17 protein-coding genes and 1 tRNA gene are annotated in these 19,150 nt (G+C 47.9%); 12 read left to right on the plus strand and 6 right to left on the minus strand.

Going from position 1 to position 19,150, the window contains the following annotated elements:
• Positions 1 to 71 precede the first annotated feature (71 nt).
• Positions 72 to 719, minus strand: a complete 648-nt coding sequence (locus QNM19_RS19635) for an energy transducer TonB (protein WP_082225399.1) — start codon at positions 717 to 719, stop codon at positions 72 to 74.
• A 199-nt stretch (positions 720 to 918) separates the two neighbouring features.
• On the opposite strand from QNM19_RS19635, the gene QNM19_RS19640 reads away from it, so the two are divergent.
• Positions 919 to 1,425 carry a DUF3087 domain-containing protein gene (locus tag QNM19_RS19640; RefSeq protein ID WP_049864042.1) on the plus strand — a complete coding sequence of 169 codons (507 nt, stop codon included), beginning with the start codon at positions 919 to 921 and terminating at the stop codon, positions 1,423 to 1,425.
• A gap of 58 nt (positions 1,426 to 1,483) precedes the next feature.
• Here the strand turns inward: QNM19_RS19640 and QNM19_RS19645 are convergent, their stop codons facing one another.
• Genes QNM19_RS19645 through QNM19_RS19655 form a run of 3 tightly spaced genes read right to left on the minus strand, consistent with a single transcriptional unit; the run spans position 1,484 to position 4,738 of the window.
• Entirely contained in the window at positions 1,484 to 3,043 is a 1,560-nt protein-coding gene (locus QNM19_RS19645) for a sensor domain-containing diguanylate cyclase (RefSeq protein WP_197094268.1), read from the minus strand.
• Positions 3,033 to 3,509: a type 2 periplasmic-binding domain-containing protein gene (locus QNM19_RS19650; protein WP_049864040.1), complete on the minus strand. Its 477-nt coding sequence runs from the start codon at positions 3,507 to 3,509 to the stop codon at positions 3,033 to 3,035. Before QNM19_RS19650 ends, QNM19_RS19645 begins: the two co-directional genes overlap by 11 nt.
• Positions 3,509 to 4,738 carry a hypothetical protein gene (locus QNM19_RS19655; RefSeq protein ID WP_049864039.1) on the minus strand — a complete coding sequence of 410 codons (1,230 nt, stop codon included), beginning with the start codon at positions 4,736 to 4,738 and terminating at the stop codon, positions 3,509 to 3,511. Before QNM19_RS19655 ends, QNM19_RS19650 begins: the two co-directional genes overlap by 1 nt.
• A gap of 363 nt (positions 4,739 to 5,101) precedes the next feature.
• Here QNM19_RS19655 and QNM19_RS19660 point away from each other — a divergent pair, with 363 nt between their 5' ends.
• The 6 genes from QNM19_RS19660 to csrA all read left to right on the plus strand — a co-directional run bounded on the left by QNM19_RS19660 (position 5,102) and on the right by csrA (position 11,295).
• Positions 5,102 to 5,734: a GTP cyclohydrolase II gene (locus QNM19_RS19660; protein ID WP_049864038.1), complete on the plus strand. Its 633-nt coding sequence runs from the start codon at positions 5,102 to 5,104 to the stop codon at positions 5,732 to 5,734.
• Positions 5,735 to 5,885: 151 nt separating this feature from the next.
• Positions 5,886 to 6,680 (plus strand): BPSS1780 family membrane protein, encoded by a 795-nt coding sequence (locus QNM19_RS19665; RefSeq protein WP_049864052.1) that lies wholly within the window; start codon positions 5,886 to 5,888, stop codon positions 6,678 to 6,680.
• On the plus strand, positions 6,680 to 7,147 hold the full coding sequence (locus tag QNM19_RS19670) for a regulatory protein RecX (RefSeq protein ID WP_049864037.1): 468 nt from the start codon (positions 6,680 to 6,682) through the stop codon (positions 7,145 to 7,147). The genes QNM19_RS19665 and QNM19_RS19670 overlap by 1 nt, the downstream gene beginning before the upstream one ends.
• Positions 7,148 to 7,185: 38 nt before the next feature.
• Entirely contained in the window at positions 7,186 to 9,789 is a 2,604-nt protein-coding gene (gene alaS / locus QNM19_RS19675) for an alanine--tRNA ligase (RefSeq protein ID WP_049864051.1), read from the plus strand.
• A 3-nt stretch (positions 9,790 to 9,792) separates the two neighbouring features.
• Positions 9,793 to 11,013, plus strand: a complete 1,221-nt coding sequence (locus tag QNM19_RS19680; RefSeq protein ID WP_049864036.1) for an aspartate kinase — start codon at positions 9,793 to 9,795, stop codon at positions 11,011 to 11,013.
• Between the two features lie 90 nt (positions 11,014 to 11,103).
• Positions 11,104 to 11,295 carry a carbon storage regulator CsrA gene (csrA, locus tag QNM19_RS19685; RefSeq protein ID WP_010386837.1) on the plus strand — a complete coding sequence of 64 codons (192 nt, stop codon included), beginning with the start codon at positions 11,104 to 11,106 and terminating at the stop codon, positions 11,293 to 11,295.
• A 48-nt stretch (positions 11,296 to 11,343) separates the two neighbouring features.
• Here csrA and QNM19_RS19690 read toward each other — a convergent pair whose 3' ends face one another.
• Positions 11,344 to 11,820: a YcxB family protein gene (locus tag QNM19_RS19690; protein WP_049864035.1), complete on the minus strand. Its 477-nt coding sequence runs from the start codon at positions 11,818 to 11,820 to the stop codon at positions 11,344 to 11,346.
• 429 nt (positions 11,821 to 12,249) lie between these two features.
• On the opposite strand from QNM19_RS19690, the gene QNM19_RS19695 reads away from it, so the two are divergent.
• From QNM19_RS19695 to QNM19_RS19710, 4 genes are all read left to right on the plus strand, one after another.
• Positions 12,250 to 12,513, plus strand: a complete 264-nt coding sequence (locus QNM19_RS19695) for an OadG family protein (protein ID WP_049864034.1) — start codon at positions 12,250 to 12,252, stop codon at positions 12,511 to 12,513.
• A 15-nt stretch (positions 12,514 to 12,528) separates the two neighbouring features.
• Complete coding sequence (oadA, locus tag QNM19_RS19700; protein ID WP_049864033.1) at positions 12,529 to 14,304, plus strand: sodium-extruding oxaloacetate decarboxylase subunit alpha; 1,776 nt, start codon at positions 12,529 to 12,531, stop codon at positions 14,302 to 14,304.
• 10 nt (positions 14,305 to 14,314) lie between these two features.
• Positions 14,315 to 15,448 carry a sodium ion-translocating decarboxylase subunit beta gene (locus tag QNM19_RS19705; RefSeq protein WP_010386833.1) on the plus strand — a complete coding sequence of 378 codons (1,134 nt, stop codon included), beginning with the start codon at positions 14,315 to 14,317 and terminating at the stop codon, positions 15,446 to 15,448.
• A 123-nt stretch (positions 15,449 to 15,571) separates the two neighbouring features.
• The gene (locus tag QNM19_RS19710; protein WP_049864032.1) at positions 15,572 to 15,751 is read left to right on the plus strand and encodes a hypothetical protein; all 180 of its coding nucleotides are present in this window, start codon (positions 15,572 to 15,574) and stop codon (positions 15,749 to 15,751) included.
• Between the two features lie 42 nt (positions 15,752 to 15,793).
• Here QNM19_RS19710 and QNM19_RS19715 read toward each other — a convergent pair whose 3' ends face one another.
• Positions 15,794 to 18,712 carry a hybrid sensor histidine kinase/response regulator gene (locus QNM19_RS19715; RefSeq protein WP_284027123.1) on the minus strand — a complete coding sequence of 973 codons (2,919 nt, stop codon included), beginning with the start codon at positions 18,710 to 18,712 and terminating at the stop codon, positions 15,794 to 15,796.
• A 251-nt stretch (positions 18,713 to 18,963) separates the two neighbouring features.
• Between QNM19_RS19715 and QNM19_RS19720 the strand changes: the two genes are divergently transcribed.
• A tRNA-Phe gene (locus QNM19_RS19720) sits at positions 18,964 to 19,039 on the plus strand.
• The last annotated feature ends 111 nt before the right edge of the window (positions 19,040 to 19,150 follow it).

Genomic DNA, 19,150 nt, shown 5'->3' on the forward strand with positions numbered 1-19,150 from the left:
GGCAGGTCCTTGTTTTTATTGTCTGGTGCCTGGTTGCACCAGGAAAATAAACCCGGTGCCCAGTCTAGATATTAATTCTGGTTGAGCTTGAACTCCAGAACGACTTTTTGTCCGGGCTGTCGCTGGGGCTGACCATTCACGACTTGAGGGCGGTATTTCCAGCGCTTTAAGGCTTTCAATGCCTCACGGTTGAATACACGTTTAGGTTCAGCATTGGCAACTCTGGCATCGACTACTTCGCCTGTTTCAGAAATTGTAAAGTGCAGTTCAACCCACCCTTCCATGCCATCACGTGCAGCGATAGTCGGGTAACGAGGCTCAATTCTGACGATGGGCGTTGCCTGCATATCGGTTGGTTTCATCGATGAGCCCATTTGTATAGGACCTGTTTCGACGACTGGCGCACTGCCAAGCCCGTTTAACGCCACGGTTGGCGTTTCTGCATCCACCGTTGGTTTAGGCGGGGCTTTTGGCACAGGTTTAGGCGGGGGCGGCAGTTTTTCTCTGACTTCAACCGGACTATCCTCTTTTAATGTGGGTAAAAGTACAGGTGTATAAGTGATCGGATCTTGGTTAAATTCCAGATCCTGACTGATTAAGTGCTGCATAAAAGCGAAGGCAGCAAAAGTGACGCCGCAGGCCCCCAAAAACGACAGTAACACCTTGTTCAGGGTCTGGTAAGGGCGAGGTGACTGTTGTGCTAGAAATTGACCGTTCATAAGCATGCTCCTTGATGATTTATCAGTAAAACGGGGCTGAGGTCAAAAAGGGGTGAACTAGTTAGCGTTTTTTTTTCTGGTTACGTTAGAATGCGCAAAATAACTGAACAGACCTACCTGGTTACCTGGTCATCATTACTGGCTAAGCAGGCGTAACAGCCAGGCCTGCGCGATAGTTTTGCAGTATGTAGGAGAAAAGATGCAATTACTGGACATAGATAAAACACGTTACAGAAAACACCTGAACATAGTGATCGCGGCCTGTATTGTGGCCCTGGTCGCTGGCAGCTTAGGGTTTGCCCGGATTTTGATTGTCGCTTTCCCGGATCCGGATGGAAGTCACTTCCATTGGAATCTGACAGGGGTTGTGCTGACATGTGTGATAATCGCTGCGGTGCTTAAACAGCTGCAATATCACCCGTTCATGTATGAAGTGAATTATGTCTGGCAACTCAAACAGGCGCTGAACAAGGTTACCCGAAAAATGGCCAAAGTGAAGGTGGCCGCACAGCAGGGCGATGTCGATGCCATGCTCGCCATGCAGTTTAGTTACAGTGGCTCGCGTCAACTATGGCAGCTTGACGATAATACATTGACGATGGAAGAACTGGGCATCTGGCAGGCAGAACTCGATGTACTGACCAAACAATATCAGGTAACACTGGATTTGGCTCGATACGACTCCGCTCTGTTGGATAAGTTCTGAGGGCGATTAAAACAGGAAGGTGGCTCAGTTAGATAATCGCTGTGCCATGCAACTGTGTTTAATTGGAATAAAAGGTAAAATTATTTCTGGAGGTCTTTTTAATGCTGTACATCGCGACGTCTGCACATTCCACCAGGCCTTTTAAGTTTTCTGCATGCTGAGGGAAGTGCGCAATGCCGATACTGGCACCTACCACCAGCTCGGTCTGCCCTTCGCGATGTTCAAATGGCATTGGCTGATTGATTGCTTCGAGCAGTGACTGAGCAAGGCGTGTAAGCTCTTGTTGGGTGATATCCAGCCGGGCAACCAAAAATTCATCTCCCCCCCAGCGACAAACCAGATCTGTGGTGCCCATAGTGTTAGATAATTGACTGGCTACGTGTTTGAGCAGTGCATCTCCGGCGTTGTGGCCATAAACATCGTTAATTGGTTTAAATTTGTCTAAGTCTATGAGCAACAGGCTAAATGTACATTGATTATCTATCCAGTCGAGTAACATGAGCTCGGCACCGTAGCGATTATACAGTCCTGTGAGGCTGTCTCTTTGCGCGCGCTTGTTGAGCTGGTTGAGCATGGTCTTACGCAGCGTAATGTCGGCAAGGAACACCTGAAAGTACCATTTTCCGTCGCTGAGTGTATTAAGTACGATAATGCTCAACCATACGGTGGTTTGAGTCAGGGGGTTAATGAATTCAAATTCAGATTGCATCACCTGTTTTTGTTTGATGCTGTTTTCAGTGAAGGTGTAGAGAATATCCGGGGTTTTACAGTACAGCCCGAGATTTTCAGGAAATCGTTCGTCTATGTCTACGCCCATACCAACCAGCAGATCTTTTGCTGCATCGTTGATCAACAAAATATCGCCTTCGTCTTTTACCAGTAAGGTGGGCGAAGACGACTGCTCAAACATCAACCGAAAGCGTTTTTCCAGCTCCACGACTTCTGCCCTGAGGCTACGCTCTTGTTCGAATAACACTTCGGCTTTGTCAAGCAGGGTATTGATCCCCAGCTCTATACGGCCTATCTCATTATGATGGGCGTGTTTGTCTACTTGCAGGCGCTGAGCGCTGCCCGGGAGAATTTTCACTAATTGTTTGCCGAGATGATTCAACGGTCGGGTAACTTGCCAATAAACCAGAGTCGTCAGTAAGATTATGATGGGCAGGATCACGACTAGCATGGTTCTGACGCCGCCCAGTGCGATATTTTGCGCGTTCTGTTCAATGATTTGGGTATTTGGTGCGATATGTATTAAGCCGATATGCTCGGATAGAAAAAAAGGGTTAACCAGTTTGATTTGAATACTGCCTGGGCCACTGTGTAAGATGCTCTTGGCCAGCAAAGTATCTTTACTTACGAGTGCAGCTGATAAAATAATATCGTTGCTCACCAGTCCGTTAACGACTTCCGTGGCTAGATCTTTGTCCTCAAGGTAGGCTGCGATAGACGCAGTGGACGACACGGTTTTCCCTATTTGCATAACCGTATCGCTGGCACGGGCCAGCTCCTCATCAAACACATGCCGATAATAGAGCTTTGCGTAGATCACACTGAAGAGCAGTGTCACCAGACTCAGTAAAAGGGTTAGCCGTGTGATCAAGCTGTGTTTATTGAACAAAACGATACACCACTTTAACGTCCTCAGTAACCGCAGTTGCGGGCACATAACCTATTGCATCGGGCGTAGATGCGACTTCTTCAAGTATAGCGTCGATTGATTGATATGCTTGTGGAAAAGAGGCCTTACCACTAAATTTTACCTGTGACCAGTATGCATTTATCTGATTAATAGGGCGCCCTGTTAACGAAGTCAGAAAAAAAGTGCGTAAAGGATGTCCCTGCTCATAGTCCAGAACCTTAGCCAAGGTACCGTCCGGAAAGGCGGTGTATTTGCCCATATAAAGATCAACCAGCTGGTGCTGGGAGATCTGCTGATTAGGATTGTCTTTGTGTACAATCACCACCAAAGGGTCAGTGGCGTCCGCGGTAAAGCTGGTGAATAGCGTCACGCATAAGATCAATCTGAAGAATACCCGCAGCCTTGTCAGGGTACGCTGAATACTTGATAGTACTTGTCGCCGCATCAGAACACCCAATTCAGACTGAGTCCAAGTGACTGAAAATACCTATCATGATCTCCAGACGATAAGTTTTTATGAAGGTAAAAGGCCGACGGTAAGTGATTGGCCTGGGTGTGATCAAGTTGGACTTTCGCTGCCAGCGTAGAAGTCAGATCGCGTCGCCAGCTTACCGACCAGGTATGCTGATCTATCAGGTAAAAATTGGTGTGACGGATCACGCCATGATAGAGCGCATCGAGCTGGGGCGTAGTCAGTAAAGGTCCCGGATCAACACGGTTGTTAGATTTTGCAGCACTGAGTGTCAGTAACCAGGTGTCGTCATCGTGGTGTGTGCCGACACTGATGTAGCCAGCTTTTAAATGATTGAGCACCTCAGAATCTGAGTCGATATAGGCGAGCTCACTTTGTAAAATCCAATGACTGTCGTCGTAGTGGGCTCCGAGCGTAAAGTAATTAAACCGTTTGCCTTTTATTTGCAAAGATTCAATGAGTGCCTGGCGTGTCGGCCAGACGACATTTGGTATTTGCTGTAAAGCGCTGAGCAGTTGCACCTGCTGTTCATTCGTGTTGCCGGCTTGAGTGGTGGTAAAATTGCTGCGCAGCAGCCAGTTTTGGGTTTGCAGCGACAGGCTCATGCCATATATCGATTTCAGCTCAACATCCCAGATAAAATCCTCATCACTGACGATCGGTGCATTTGAACGTCCAGCGAACAATTTGTAACTCAGGACACTTTGTTCAAGTGGGTAGGTATAAGTGACATCAATGCCATCCAGATTCTGATGTGGCACAACCGCGTAAAACTCGGTGGGTGGGTGGCCATAGTTAAATGCAAAGCCAATATCCCGATACTCCGTCATCATATAAAGGTCGAGACCTGTACGACCAATGCGAAATTGCCAGTTGGGTGTCAGGGTGTAGCGAGCAAAAGCCATTTGAATGAGGTAATCAAGCTTGTATTCTTTTCGCTCTTTGAGCACAGTTTGCGCCACCCACTGCAGTTGCGAAGACGATTGCCATTCGAACTGTACGCCAATGGAGGAGTTGGCAAAGCTGGACTCACCTAAATAGCTGGCGTCGGGCTGTGAGATCACATGTCGGATCCCGGCTGTCTGAGAGTTACTGATGTTGATATCTAATGTGGCAAAGCCATCCACTTTTAACTGATCTGCCTGCGAAGGTAGCGCAAGGCACCAGATCAGGGATAAAAACATCACAATTTTCGAGCGCATCAGTTACCATTACGATATTATTTCAGTAGAAAATGCACAAGTGCGAGTGGCACCGGGCAGTTCTGATATCAAACCCGTTTAATTAAGTCGCCAATCTTACAATGAGGAAAACTCGGCAATAATGCAGTAAAAATTTGCTATTTATTTGTTATAAATGAGAAATTTTTAATCTGTAGGCGCCTGATAGATGCGCTCTAATTGGCTGCAAATTAATCTGGTCTGATATTAATAGCCTAGCGGTGTTCGGTGTATTTGCCAGTATTTAGTCTGAGGACTTGTAACTGGGTGACTTAGCCACCATATAGTCAGTTACAGTATTTTTTGTGATATTATCACATCTTTGCAATTAGGTATTTTGTAGTCGTGGCACAAGTAAGAGCAAGAGTTGAGCTGAATGTTGGGCAGCGTAGTCATATTCCCGCAGAAATCGTCTCATTTGAAGGGTTACAGGACGGCCAGGAACACGTTGCCCTGGTGTTTAATCGTGCCGATAGCAAGCAGCCAGTACCGCTGATTAGAATGCACTCAGAATGTTTAACGGGTGATGTATTTCATTCTTCACGGTGTGATTGTGGTGAACAGCTTAATGAGAGCATCGAAGCGATGCATCAGCAGGGCGGTGTGTTGCTATATTTGCGTCAGGAAGGCAGAGGGATAGGGCTATATAATAAGATCGACGCATACGTGCTACAGTCACAAGGCATGAATACCTATGAAGCGAATAATCACCTCGGGTTCGATGATGACTTACGTGACTTTTCGGATGCGGTACTGATGTTGCAGGCACTTGGCCTAGACCACGTTCGTCTGATGACCAATAACCCCCGTAAGCTAAACGCACTCAGAGATGCCGGGATTGAGGTTGAGGAAGTGGTGGGCACGCATGCGCATGTTAAAGTGGGTGTGGCCGGCAACAAAAATTACCTTGAGACCAAAGTAAAACATGGCTCGCACATGTTAGACATAAAGAAGATCAAAAAGCCGGATGAAATCTAGGCCGCTGGCAACCCTCTGGTCGGTCGGTTTTGTCGATTGGCCAGATTCGACTCAGATGTTGTAGGTAACGAGTTGAAATTTCCCCCATCTGACCTTTTAAGTCCTTCCTTGACCCAGTATAATCGGTCTGTTTCACAATGAATTGATGAATATGCCAACAGAATTTAAAACGTTTACCGCAGGGTTTGGCTTGCAATGGCTTAAAGCCGGGTGGATTATTTTCAAGTCTCAACCTTTTACCTTTGTCATGATGTACCTGCTCATGGTTGTTGTGAGTCTGGTGCCTTTTGTCTTTCCGCCATTGCAGCTCGCGGCTGTACTGGTGTCGCCTTTTCTGACCGCAGGTTTTTATCTGGCAGTGGTGAAAAAACAGCAGGGTGAGGCGATTACATTGGCCGACATCTTAGTGCCCTTTTCAACTAAAGGCCGCCGTCTTAATTTGTTTCGCTTTGGTTTGTATCAAATGGGGGTCGCGCTGTTACTGAGTGCTTTACTGGGCGTATTGTTTGGTCCTGCACTGGAAGTATTACAGAATGTGAGTGAGCACAGTGATCAAGCGCAAGTACTGGCGCAGGTCATGGCGCAGATAACCATTGCAGATATAGCGATTTTTGTTGTTATACAATCGCTGGCGATGATGGCCTTTGCCTATGCGCTACCGCTGGTATTTTTCCGCGATGAACCCCGTATTATTCAGGCGATGAAACAGTCTTTGTTGGTGTTTTATCACAATATGGCACCGTTGACTGTATTTGGGGTTTTGGTGGCGCTATTAATGCTGCTATCTGTTCCCATGTCGCTGGTACCACTCTTGGTCGTGATGCCCATTGCCTACATCGGGTTTTTTGTCTCGTTTCAGGCCATTATGTCTGTCTCTGAGCCGCCTGCGTCAAGTGACGATACACCTCCGCAGCAGCAACAGCAAAGCGGCCGGTTTGACGCCTGATGGAACAACAAGAGCATGAAAAAAAGCTGAAGAACTATGCGCTTTGGCTTCTGTCCAGGCAGGAGTATTCGCGTCAGCTAATTGCTCAGAAGTTACGGGCAAAAGAGGCAGAAGAGGCGTATATCACACGGTTACTTGACTGGCTTGAATCGCTTGGTTATCTGGACGATAAGCGCTATTGCGCCAGTTTCTTGTCACAACAAGTGGCCAAGGGACTGGGTGAAAAACGTGTTATGATGGACGCGCAGCGCAAAGGTGTCGACAAATCATATTTACAGCACTTAATAGAAGAACAAGAAGTCGACTGGTTTAGCGTGGCGTTGCGTGCCTACGAGAAAAAGTACAGCCGGTCGACAACTCAATTGGATTATAAAGAGAAGTCAAAACGAATTCGCTACATGATGTCGCGCGGATTTCGTTATGACGAAATAGATTATGCTATCGAGGCACACTCACACGGTGAGTAATGCCTGTCACTACAGCAGCAATAAAGGGTAATGAGCACATGCAGCAGATGACGACCGCACAGATAAGGCAGAGCTTTCTTGACTACTTTGCCAAACAACAACACCAGGTGGTGCCTTCAAGTTCACTGATCCCGGGTAATGACGCTACGTTGTTATTTACAAATGCCGGTATGGTGCAGTTTAAAGATGTGTTTCTGGGCGGGGAAAAGCGTCCTTATAACCGGGCGACCAGTTCACAGCGCTGTGTGCGTGCAGGGGGTAAACACAACGACCTGGAAAATGTTGGGTATACTGCGCGTCACCACACCTTTTTCGAAATGCTAGGCAACTTTAGCTTTGGTGATTACTTTAAGAAAGATGCCATCCGTTTTGCCTGGGAGTTTCTGACTGAAGAAATCAAACTACCCAAAGACAAACTCCTGGTCACTGTTTACCACAATGACGAGGAAGCCTATGACATTTGGTCAAAAGAGATGGGTGTTGCGGAGGATAAAATCATTCGTATCGCGACCTCGGATAACTTTTGGTCGATGGGTGATACCGGTCCGTGTGGCCCTTGTTCAGAAATATTCTTTGACCATGGTGAAGAGATCTGGGGTGGACCGCCAGGGTCGCCAGAAGAAGATGGAGATCGTTTCATCGAAATCTGGAACCTGGTCTTCATGCAATACAACCGTCATGCCGATGGCACCATGGAACCGCTACCCAAACAGTCGGTCGACACCGGCATGGGTCTTGAGCGTATTTCTGCGATCATGCAAGGCGTGCATTCAAACTATGAGATTGACCTGTTCCAGGCGTTGATTGCGGCAGCTGCGAAGGTAACGGGCGCACAAGATCTGGAAGATAAGTCACTGCGCGTTATCGCGGACCATATCCGCTCTTGTGCGTTTTTGATTGCTGATGGTGTGATGCCATCTAACGAAGGGCGTGGTTATGTGCTGCGTCGTATCATTCGTCGTGCTGTTCGTCATGGTAACAAATTAGGTGCTAAGGGCGCATTCTTCCATCAGTTGGTGAGCGCATTGAGTGAGCAAATGGGTGAAGCTTACCCTGAGCTGGTTAAACAAGGTGCCATCATCGAGAAGGTACTGCGTATTGAAGAAGAGCAGTTTGGTAAGACACTAGACCGCGGTCTGGCTATCCTGGAAGAGCACCTGGCTTCATTAGAAGGCGATGTGATCCCGGGTGATGTGGTGTTCAAATTGTACGATACCTATGGCTTCCCGGCAGATTTGACTGCAGATGTGGCACGTGAACGCTTTATGACCATCGATGAGCGTGGCTTTAAAGAGTGTATGGAAACACAGCGTAAGATGGCTCAGCAGGCGGGTAAGTTTGGTGCCGATTACAACGAGCAGCTGAAATCTGAGAAGTCATCCGACTTTAAAGGCTACGATGCGACACACTACACCGGCACTGTGGTGGAGCTGTTCAAAGAAGGCCAGTCTGTTTCTGTGCTTGAGGAAGGCGACAGTGGCATTGTGGTGTTGGACCGCACACCGTTTTATGCTGAGTCAGGTGGTCAGGTTGGAGATACCGGTAGCCTGAAAGTCGCGGCTGGCGAGTTTGTTGTGACAGATACGCAAAAACTCGGCAATGCCATTGCCCATCACGGTCGTGTGACAGGTCGTATTGGTGTTAATGACAAGGCTGATGCGCAGGTTGATGCAGCCCGTCGTGAAGACATCAAGAAAAACCACACTGCAACGCACATTCTGCACGAAGCACTGCGTCAGGCATTGGGTGAGCATGTTGCACAGAAAGGCTCATTGGTCATGGCTGATAAACTGCGCTTTGACTTCTCTCACTTCGAAGGGGTGAATAAAGCGCAATTGCGTGACATTGAGGATGCCGTCAATGCACAGATCCGCACTAACTTCGCGCTAAATACTGAATTAATGGACATAGACGCGGCGAAAGAGAAGGGTGCCATGGCGCTGTTTGGCGAGAAGTACGACGATGAAGTACGTGTTGTGTCGATTGGCGACTACTCTATTGAGCTGTGCGGTGGTACACACGTGTCTCGTGCTGGCGACATTGGTCTGTTCAAGATTGTCTCGGAAGGCGGTATTGCTGCAGGTGTGCGTCGTATCGAAGCGGTAACCGGTGCTGAGGCCATTGCTTACGTAGCTAATCAAGAGCAAACGCTAGCCGAAATTGCAGCCTTAGTGAAAGGCGATAACAGCAGTGCGCTGGACAAAGTGACGGCCCTGATTGAAAAAGCCAAAGGGTTAGAAAAGCAGGTGTCTCAGCTTAACGATAAACTGGCAAGTGCTGCTGGTGCGTCATTACTCGAGTCTGCGACAGACATCAATGGCATTAAAGTGTTGATTGCGAATGTAGCCGGTACAGAGTCCAAAGCGTTGCGTGGTATGGTCGATGACCTGAAGAACAAGATGGGTTCAGGGGTTATCGCTCTGGGTGTAGCGAATGGTGACAAAGTCAGCCTGATTGCTGGTGTCACTAAAGACTTGGTTGGTCGTGTGAAAGCCGGTGAGTTGGTGAATCATATGGCTGCACAGGTAGGTGGTAAGGGCGGTGGCCGTCCTGATATGGCCCAGGCTGGCGGTTCAGAACCACAAAATCTGGACGCCGCATTGGCCAGTGTTTCAGCGTGGCTGACTGAGAAAACTCAGTAACACGTGGCACTGATTGTTCAAAAGTTTGGTGGCACTTCGGTCGGCTCGATTGAGCGTATCGAAGCTGTCGCTGACCTGGTGGTTAAGACCCGACAAGCTGGCCATCAGGTGGTGGTTGTGTTGTCCGCTATGTCAGGTGAAACTAATCGTCTGATTAATCTGGCCACACAGATAGACGCGCAACCTAGCCCCAGAGAGCTCGATGTGCTGCTGACCACCGGTGAGCAGGTATCTATCGCATTACTGGCAATGGCCATCATTAAACGGGGCCATTCCGCCATCAGCTTACTGGCCGATCAAGTTGGTATTGTCACAGACAATATGTTTGGTCGTGCCCGCATTGCTGATATAGATACTTCACGTTTACGTCAAGAGCTGCAACAGCATCATATCAGTATCATTGCCGGCTTTCAGGGCCGTGATCTTGAGGGTAATATCACTACTTTAGGACGAGGCGGGACGGATACCAGCGCCGTTGAAATTGCTGCCGCGCTGGGGGCTGACGAGTGCCAGATTTACACCGATGTAGACGGTGTTTATACCTGTGATCCCCGTATCGAACCAAAAGCGCGCCGCATGGCCCGGGTTACGTTCGAGGAAATGTTGGAGCTTGCAAGCCTCGGTGCCAAAGTGTTGCAGATCCGCTCTGTCGAAGCGGCTGGACGTTATACCTTACCATTACGTGTTTTATCTACCTTTAAACCAGATGCCGGGACCTTGATTACTTACGAGGAAAGCCCCATGAATAAGAAAGTGGTATCGGGGATTGCGCATCAAAAAGATGAATGTCTGATGATAGTTAAACAGGCATCTGACAGCCCCACAACCCTGGCTAAAATCTTGTCACTTTTTGGTGAATATGCGATAGAAGTCGACATGATCAGTCAAATGAATCAACATACTGGCAAAATAGACTATGCTTTAACTGTGCACAGCAATGATCATCTGCAGGCGCTGGATTTGCTCAGGACGCATCAGCACACGTTTGGCGCAGTTGAAATCGTCAGTAACACAGCGGTTGTAAAAATCTCAGCGGTAGGGGTGGGTTTAAAGTCGCACTCTGCGAACGTCGGCACATTCTTTTCGGCGCTGGCAGCAGAGAATATTTCACCTCTGTTAGTTGCAACCTCGGAAATAAAGATTTCAGTATTAATCGATGAGCGATACCTTGAGTTGGCTGTACGTGCTTTGCATGACGCTTTTAAACTGGAAAGTGACGATTAGGCAATAATTTTGCTTACTTTTACGGAAACTTTTCATTAAAATGACCAAGACGCGGAATCTTTTAAATTTTGGAATAACAGGAGCAAGAGAATGCTAATTCTAACTCGCCGTGTAGGCGAAACTCTAATGATAGGTGATGAAGTAACTGTAACCGTATTAGGTGTTAAAGGAAATCAAGTTCGTATTGGCGTTAACGCCCCTAAAGATGTTTCTGTACACCGTGAAGAGATCTACATGCGTATTCAGGCTGAAAAGTCTAACCCGACCACGGGTAATATGTAATACCTGATTCCCGGACAATAGCCCGGTAGAATACGAAAAGGTAGCCACTCAGTCGTGGCTATTTTTTTTGCTTAAAATAAACTCCAAGGCTTCTGCGGAGAGGGCTTTTTTAGAAATGTACTGGTTTGTACCCGCGCGCACCAGCACCACACCCAGCTGGGTTTCTGCTACCTTATTCACCTCTGACCAGAGGATCTGATACGATTTATAGGGATTGGTTGCCGTGATCCCCTGCGCGTCAATTTGTAGTGTTATCTTGCTACCACTGGCCCGCGTCACCATTTGCCTAGCTACCCACCAGGGACGTCGATAATAGTGCGCAATACACTCCAAAACGGCAAGTAAAATCAAAAAGTTGCCTAGATAGGCGTTGTCCAGGCCATAGATGGCAACACAGCCTAAAACAAATAAAAATGCCACCAGGGCATACTTAGGTTTGCTGACATTGCTGTAAGGCAAAGATTGATCAAAACACTCACGGAAGTAATCTTTATCCAGTGTAAACTCGCAGTGAAACACGCACATAACTCCAGTTATTTCATTTCCCCATTATACCCTGAATTGGGTGGCTTGCGCAGACTTTACGTAAACTGCGGATCGCTGCCAAAGGTTTTTGTTAACATGTCTTAAAAAGTTATCTTTGGTAATACCAATTGTATGTTTCTGTTGAAGGGAAGTCTGTGGGTGAATATTTTTTATGCCACCTGCCTATTTCTGCTAAGTATCTTGACTATTTTTCATATTTATTTGGCTGTTTTCATTAAATTTTCATTTGGATTCTCGTAACAGTTTGAAATTTAGTATTAATTCTTATTGGTAATACCAATTTACACGCTGGTTTACAAAGCGGTCGGGTTTGTTATGATGGTTGCATAATTATCTATAAATTGTGGCTATCTATTGTGTCTGCATGATGCCACGCAAAAAAATGTTAACAACAAGGGGAGAGCAGAGATGGACATAACCGCCTTACTGGCTCAGGCAGCCAGCTTAATGCTGACCGGCATGGTCGGGGTGTTTGTATTTTTGTCTATTTTGATTGTTGCGGTGAAGGGGCTATCTAAATTTGCCGCGCCGAAAGAAGCGCAAACACAGCCCAGCTCAAGGGCAACCAGATCGCAGGCTTCAGACGCCGGAAAAATACCAGGCGAGCATCTGGCAGCGATTAGCGCAGCGATTTCGCAGTACCGTAATCAGCACTTCCAATCAGAAAAATAATTCAAGGGGTCACTTATGTCACAGCTCAAACTTACAGAATTGGTACTACGCGACGCACATCAGTCGTTACTGGCCACACGTATGCGCCTGGAAGATATGTTGCCCATTGCTGAGCAATTGGATCAGGTTGGTTATTGGTCAGTCGAATCCTGGGGTGGGGCGACTTTTGATGCTTGCATTCGATACCTGGGCGAAGATCCCTGGTATCGGATCCGCGCTTTGAAAGAAGCGATGCCAAACACCAAGCAGCAGATGCTGTTGAGGGGACAAAACCTGCTGGGTTATCGTCATTATGCTGACGATGTTGTTGAAAAGTTTGTTGAGCGTGCCCACCACAACGGTGTCGACGTGTTCCGTATCTTCGATGCGATGAATGATGTACGTAACCTGGAAACGGCTATTCGTGCTGCGATTAAAGTTGGTGCGCATGCACAGGGTACTATCTCGTATACGGTCAGTCCGGTACATACTCTGGATATGTGGTTAGCACAGGCGAAACAACTTGAGCAAATGGGGTGTCATTCAATCTGTATCAAAGACATGGCTGGGTTACTGAAACCTTATGACGCAGAAGTTCTGATCCGCGAATTGAAGAACACGGTGTCTGTGCCGATTGCCATGCAATGCCACGCTACGACGGGTCTGAGCACCGCGACCTACCAAAAAGCGGTTGATGCGGGCATTGATATGTTGGATACCGCGATTTCTTCAATGAGTATGACTTATGGTCACAGTGCCACCGAAACCTTAGTGTCTATTGTGGAGGGGACTGAGCGAGATACCGGGCTGGATTTATTGCAGCTTGAGGAGATAGCGGCTTATTTCCGCGATGTCCGTAAAAAGTATGCGGCCTTTGAGGGCAGTCTTAAAGGTGTAGATGGTCGTATTTTATCGGCACAAGTACCCGGCGGTATGTTGACGAATATGGAAAACCAGCTCAAAGAGCAAGGGGCTGATGACCGTTTAGATGAGGTGCTTAAGGAGATCCCATCTGTGCGCCAGGATTTGGGCTACTTACCTTTGGTGACACCAACCTCTCAGATTGTTGGTACTCAGGCTGTTCTGAATGTGCTAACAGGAGAGCGCTACAAGTCCATCACCAAAGAAACGGCGGGTGTACTTAAAGGTGAATACGGTAAAACACCAGCGCCGGTTGATGCTGCGCTGCAACAGCGTGTGTTGGACGGCGCACAAGCCATCACTTGTCGCCCTGCTGATTTGATTGAGCCTGAGTTGGCTGAGCTTGAGCGTGACTTAGTTGAAAAAGCAAAAAACCTGGATATTGCGCTGAGTGAAGCGGTGATTGATGATGTGTTGACTTATGCCTTGTTCCCACAAGTTGGTCTTAAATTCCTGCAAAATCGTGATAATCCGGCGGCATTTGAACCTAAACCCGAGTTGGTTCAGCCGACTCAACCAGCCCCTGTGCCCGCTCAGGTGAGTAAACCTCAACAAGAACGTTACAGTGTGCAAGTGGAAGGAAAGGTATATAACGTGGTGGTTGCACCTGGCGGAGAACTCAAAGAAGTTGAGGTTAAGGACAGTGAGCTGATGCCCCAGTCGGCCTCGATCAGCAGCGGTGAAACGCTGAATGCACCGCTGGCAGGTAATATTTTTAAACTGCATGCCCGACAAGGTGATGTAGTCGAGCAGGGCGATCTGGTATTGATCATGGAAGCGATGAAAATGGAGACCGAAGTGCGTGCTACGCATAGCGGTAAAATCGCCGATATCCTGGTCAACGAGGGTGATTCAGTGTCGGCTGGTGATGCCATTGTAGCGCTGGCATAGGAGACAGGGTATGGATGGACTATTGAATCTATGGTCAGCCACTGGGCTGGCCAATATGACCTTACCTGCATTGGCTATGATTGCCGTTGGCTGTGGTTTGCTTTACCTGGCAATAGCAAAGCGATTTGAGCCACTCCTGTTGGTCCCGATTGGCTTTGGCGCAATCCTGACCAATATTCCGGTTGCGGGCCTGGCAGATCCGGGTGGCTTGTTATACTACGTCTACTACATCGGGATCGACAGTGGTATTTTCCCGCTCTTGATCTTCATGGGGGTCGGGGCGCTAACGGATTTTAGTGCACTGATCGCGAATCCCAGAATGCTGCTGCTGGGTGCCGCTGCACAGTTTGGTATTTTCGCTACCCTGTTTGGCGCAATATTACTTAACTACGTCCCAGGTTTTGAATTTACTCTGCAAGATGCCTCAGCGATTGCCATTATCGGGGGAGCAGATGGGCCAACCGCCATCTTCCTGGCATCAAGGCTTTCACCAGAGTTGCTGGGAGCCATTGCCGTTGCAGCATATTCTTACATGGCGCTGGTACCGATCATTCAGCCTCCGATCATGCGGTTACTGACCACAGAGGAAGAGCGTAATATTGCCATGCCTCAGCTGAGAGCGGTTTCTAAGCAGGAGAAAATATTGTTCCCGCTTGGCGTGTTGACCCTGACCTTATTATTCCTGCCGGCCGCAACACCGCTGGTTGGGATGTTTTGTCTGGGCAATCTGATGCGCGAATCTGGGGTGGTTGACCGCCTGAGTAACTCAGCGCAGAACGAAATTATCAATATCACGACGATTTTCCTGGGCTTGGCAGTGGGCTCTAAGCTTGCGGCAGATGAGTTTTTGACAGTTGAGACCATAGGGATCCTGGTGTTGGGTGCCGCCGCGTTCAGTATTGGCACAGCATCCGGGGTTTATATGGCCAAAGTAATGAATCGCTTCGCCGGTGACAGCCCTATTAACCCACTGGTTGGCGCAGCCGGGGTATCTGCGGTGCCTATGGCAGCCAGGGTCGTGAATAAAGTCGGTTTAGAAAGTAACCCACACAACTTCTTATTAATGCATGCTATGGGACCAAATGTCGCAGGGGTACTGGGAAGTGCCGTTGCTGCGGGTATCTTGCTTGCACTGGTCGGTTAGCACTCTCCAACCTGTTGCGCGAAGTACTGCTTCGCGCTTTTTTCTTTTTATACTTGTTTCTTATTTGGCAAACCGGGCACGGCTGTGGCATGGTATCGCTATCAACATAAGGAGCGCGTAGTAATGAATGTTCTGATTATTTTAGGGAGCCTGATTGTCGCTTTGCTGATCCTGATCCCACTTTTGGAAAAGTATCAAAGCCGGATAGGACTGGATAAGATGCAGAAGTACGGTAAGTATATATTGCCTCTGGTCATGGTCTCCATCGTGATCCGCCTGATTTACGGTATGGTCCAGGGGTAGGAGCGTGCGCTCAGTAACTTGTTTACTGAGCGCGATGCTGAATTAATCAGCTTGTGACTGCAAATAGCGTTGAATGAACTCTGTGGCTCGCTGGTAGTGTGCTTCCAGGGCGTCCCGTAACTGGATCAGGTCGTCACTGGTCAATTCCTCTCCTTTACAGCGTTGTTCAAACTCAGCGGCCATGTCGGCCACGCCGTGTGCACCAATGGTTTTAGATATGGACTTGAGCTGGTGACACGCCTCTATGATTTCTTCCTGGCTCATTGAGATCACAGCACCATTGATGTCTCTGGCCAGCTCACTGCTTTGTTCCAGGTACATGCGGAAAAAGCGCAGGCGCTTGTTGGCGTCATGATTGACATACTTATCCAGCTGCGCCAGATCAATCGGTTCATCAGACTCTGTTTGCTGAGGTTCAGGTGCCTGCGCTATTACGTCTGGTTGTACTTCAGATTCAACCTTCTCTGGCTCCACGGTTTGTTGTGATTCAACTGGTTCACTGTAGGGCAGCGTCGGCTCAAGCCGTGTTTGTGACGGCATCTCGGGTTCACTTGGGCTTGCGCTGTCTGTTTGTTGTTGGCCTGAGTTACCGATAGATTGTTGCCAGGTATCCAAAGTGGCCTCGAGTACATTGAGTTCAACAGGCTTGGTAATGTAGTCATTCATGCCCGCTGCCAGACAACGGTCACGTTCACCTTTAAGTGCATTCGCCGTAATGGCAATGATATACGGCTGTGCATTAATGTCTTCCGCTTGTTCTGCCTCTTCACGAATTTTAGCGACCATGTCATAGCCGGACATTTTAGGCATGTGTAGATCGGTGAGAATAATCGGGTAATGAGCTTGTTGCCAGCGGGCCAGACCGTCCTCGCCATTTTCCGCCACTTCAACACCATAGCCAAGCAAATGTAATTGGTCCGTTAACACCTGTTGGTTGAGCACATTGTCTTCCACCAGCAGCACCAGTTTGTTGGCAGCTCTCGCGTCTTCGACATTCAGGTATTTGTTTAATGAACGTGATGGCTTGAGCTTTTTCGGCTTGTGCAGACCGGCAGCAACCAAAATCGCGGTCATAAAACTAGATTTACACAAAGGCGCGGCATTGAGGTAGAAAATACGGTCGTGGTTTAATGCCGGTTCATCCATTGTACTAAGTACAATGACCTGCTGGTTATTGTGTTCAATTGAGTAGAGCAGGTCGCGTAGCTGGCCGTTGACTTTGTCCATGCCATCCAGACCATCCAGTACCCAGATCACATCACTGTCGTACTGATACTCGCTGAGTTCGTCAGCTTCTCTCAGGACAACGGTATCAGCACCCATGAAGGACAAGTAGCGGGCGACAATATTACGACGTGCCTGAGCATGAGTCAGTACCGCCACTCTTTGGCTATTTAGAACGGCTTTGTTTGCGTAGGCTATCTGACCTTTTACGCTAAACGGAAGTTCCACAACGAATTCACTACCCATACCGATATCAGAGCTAACATGAATTGAGCCCAGCATGAGTTCAACCAAACTTTTACAAATAGATAAGCCCAGGCCAGTACCGCCGTATTCTCGGGTAATGGAGCCTTCTGCCTGAATAAAGGGATTAAAAATTTCCCGCAGTTGTGCTTGCGTCATGCCCTTACCGTTATCTGTGACGGTAAAGCGTAGGGTGTAGTGCTCAGAAGTGTTTTGTGCAACTTCCACTGAAATTTTAACAAAGCCGCGTCTGGCATCGTCGGTGGTTGTGAACTTGATGGCATTGCTACACAGATTGTATAAAACTTGACGAACACGTACGGCATCACCAACCAGGTTGTTAGGAATGTCTGGTGCAACAGCCAGTTGTAGGTCTAATTTACGCTTTCTGGCCACTGAAGACAGCACCCGTGCCACTTCCTCAATGGTTTCAGCCACAGAGAAGACACTGTTGTCCATTTGCAGCTTACCGGCTTCAATTTTAGAAAAGTCGAGAATGTCATCCAGTATGCCCAGTAATGAAAACGCGGAGTCACGAATGATGGTAGTCAGACGGTGCTGTGCGCCATCTAGCTCAGTCTGGCGTAATAAATCAATCGTACCGATGACCCCATTCATGGGGGTTCTGATTTCATGGCTCATCGTGGCCAGGAACGTGGTCTTGGCTTCACTGGCTCGCTCTGCATTCAACGTGGCTTTCTCCAGTGCCAGGGTTCTGGCTTGTACTTCAGATTCCAAACTGGTTTGCAGTTGCTTTAGTTCTCTTTGTGCAGCTTGGTTTCCCTGAATAATGTCACGGATTTGGTTGATTAACTGGTTAATCCCCACGGCGGTTCTTGATAGCCCAAAGCTGAGTTTTTCAGTCACATGGATGTCATAGGACTTTTGATCAAGCAGGTGTTGCAGTTCTTCATTGAGTTCTGTGAGGTCTTTACTGAGACGACCAATAATTTGGCGCTTGAGGAAGATACCAAAAGCGATTGTCAGTAATAAAGCACACACAGCTAAGCCAATGCTGGTTACCGGCGAAGTGTTCGATTCTGGCTGTTGGGGGGCGTATCTTAAAATGAGTTCACCCACAGGCAAATCATCTAATACGAGTGGCTGGTGTACGACAAACTCACCACCCTGATCTACCTTGGCTTGTCTTTTGATTGGGGCAATGCTTTGTTCATTAGTTTGATACACTAAACTGGCTTGTCCAATACCACTGTCACTATATAGATACAGTTCTATGCCGGGGTTGCTGGCTTCAAATGCAGAAAGAATTTGTTTGGCATAGTTATAGCCCAGCTTCATCATGGTATTGGACAAAGGCGTTGAAATATCCTTTGCCAGCAGCACCAGGTCTGGTCGTTGGGTGGAGTCTGCTTGTTTCTGATCTGCATCAGGCCAGGTAAAGGCTGCGGCAGCAGAAATGGCTGCAATAATGATGGTAACGACAATAAATAGAGGAACAAAGCCCCTTATGTTCGTATTAGACGAGTTTTCCATTATGTGATTCCGGACCCAACTTTTGTGCTATGTTTCTTTGTTGGTTGCAATCCTATCACCTATGCTGGATGAATTCTCCCCGTTTTTGCGCATGACAAGAGATAAGACGGCGCCATAAAGTGCTTCAAAATACCAAATACAGAGGGAAATTTAAGCGAATAGACGGGTTTTGTCGGAATAGTGTTCAGTCGAGCACAGAGATTAAAAAAAAAGTTGACTTAACAAGGCAAAACCCGTTTAATACGCCGCACGCCCAGATAGCTCAGTCGGTAGAGCAGAGGATTGAAAATCCTCGTGTCGGTGGTTCGATTCCGCCTCTGGGCACCATTATTAAGGTGCGCCTGACTTAATCAGTTGGGTGAGATTAGACCGAAGCAACGCTTCGCAGCTAATCGAACGCGAGACAGGACGTCGAGCCGAAACGCTGCTTCAGGATGA

The sequence above is a fragment of the Pseudoalteromonas ardens genome (assembly GCF_030125445.1).
Classification (GTDB): domain Bacteria; phylum Pseudomonadota; class Gammaproteobacteria; order Enterobacterales; family Alteromonadaceae; genus Pseudoalteromonas; species Pseudoalteromonas ardens.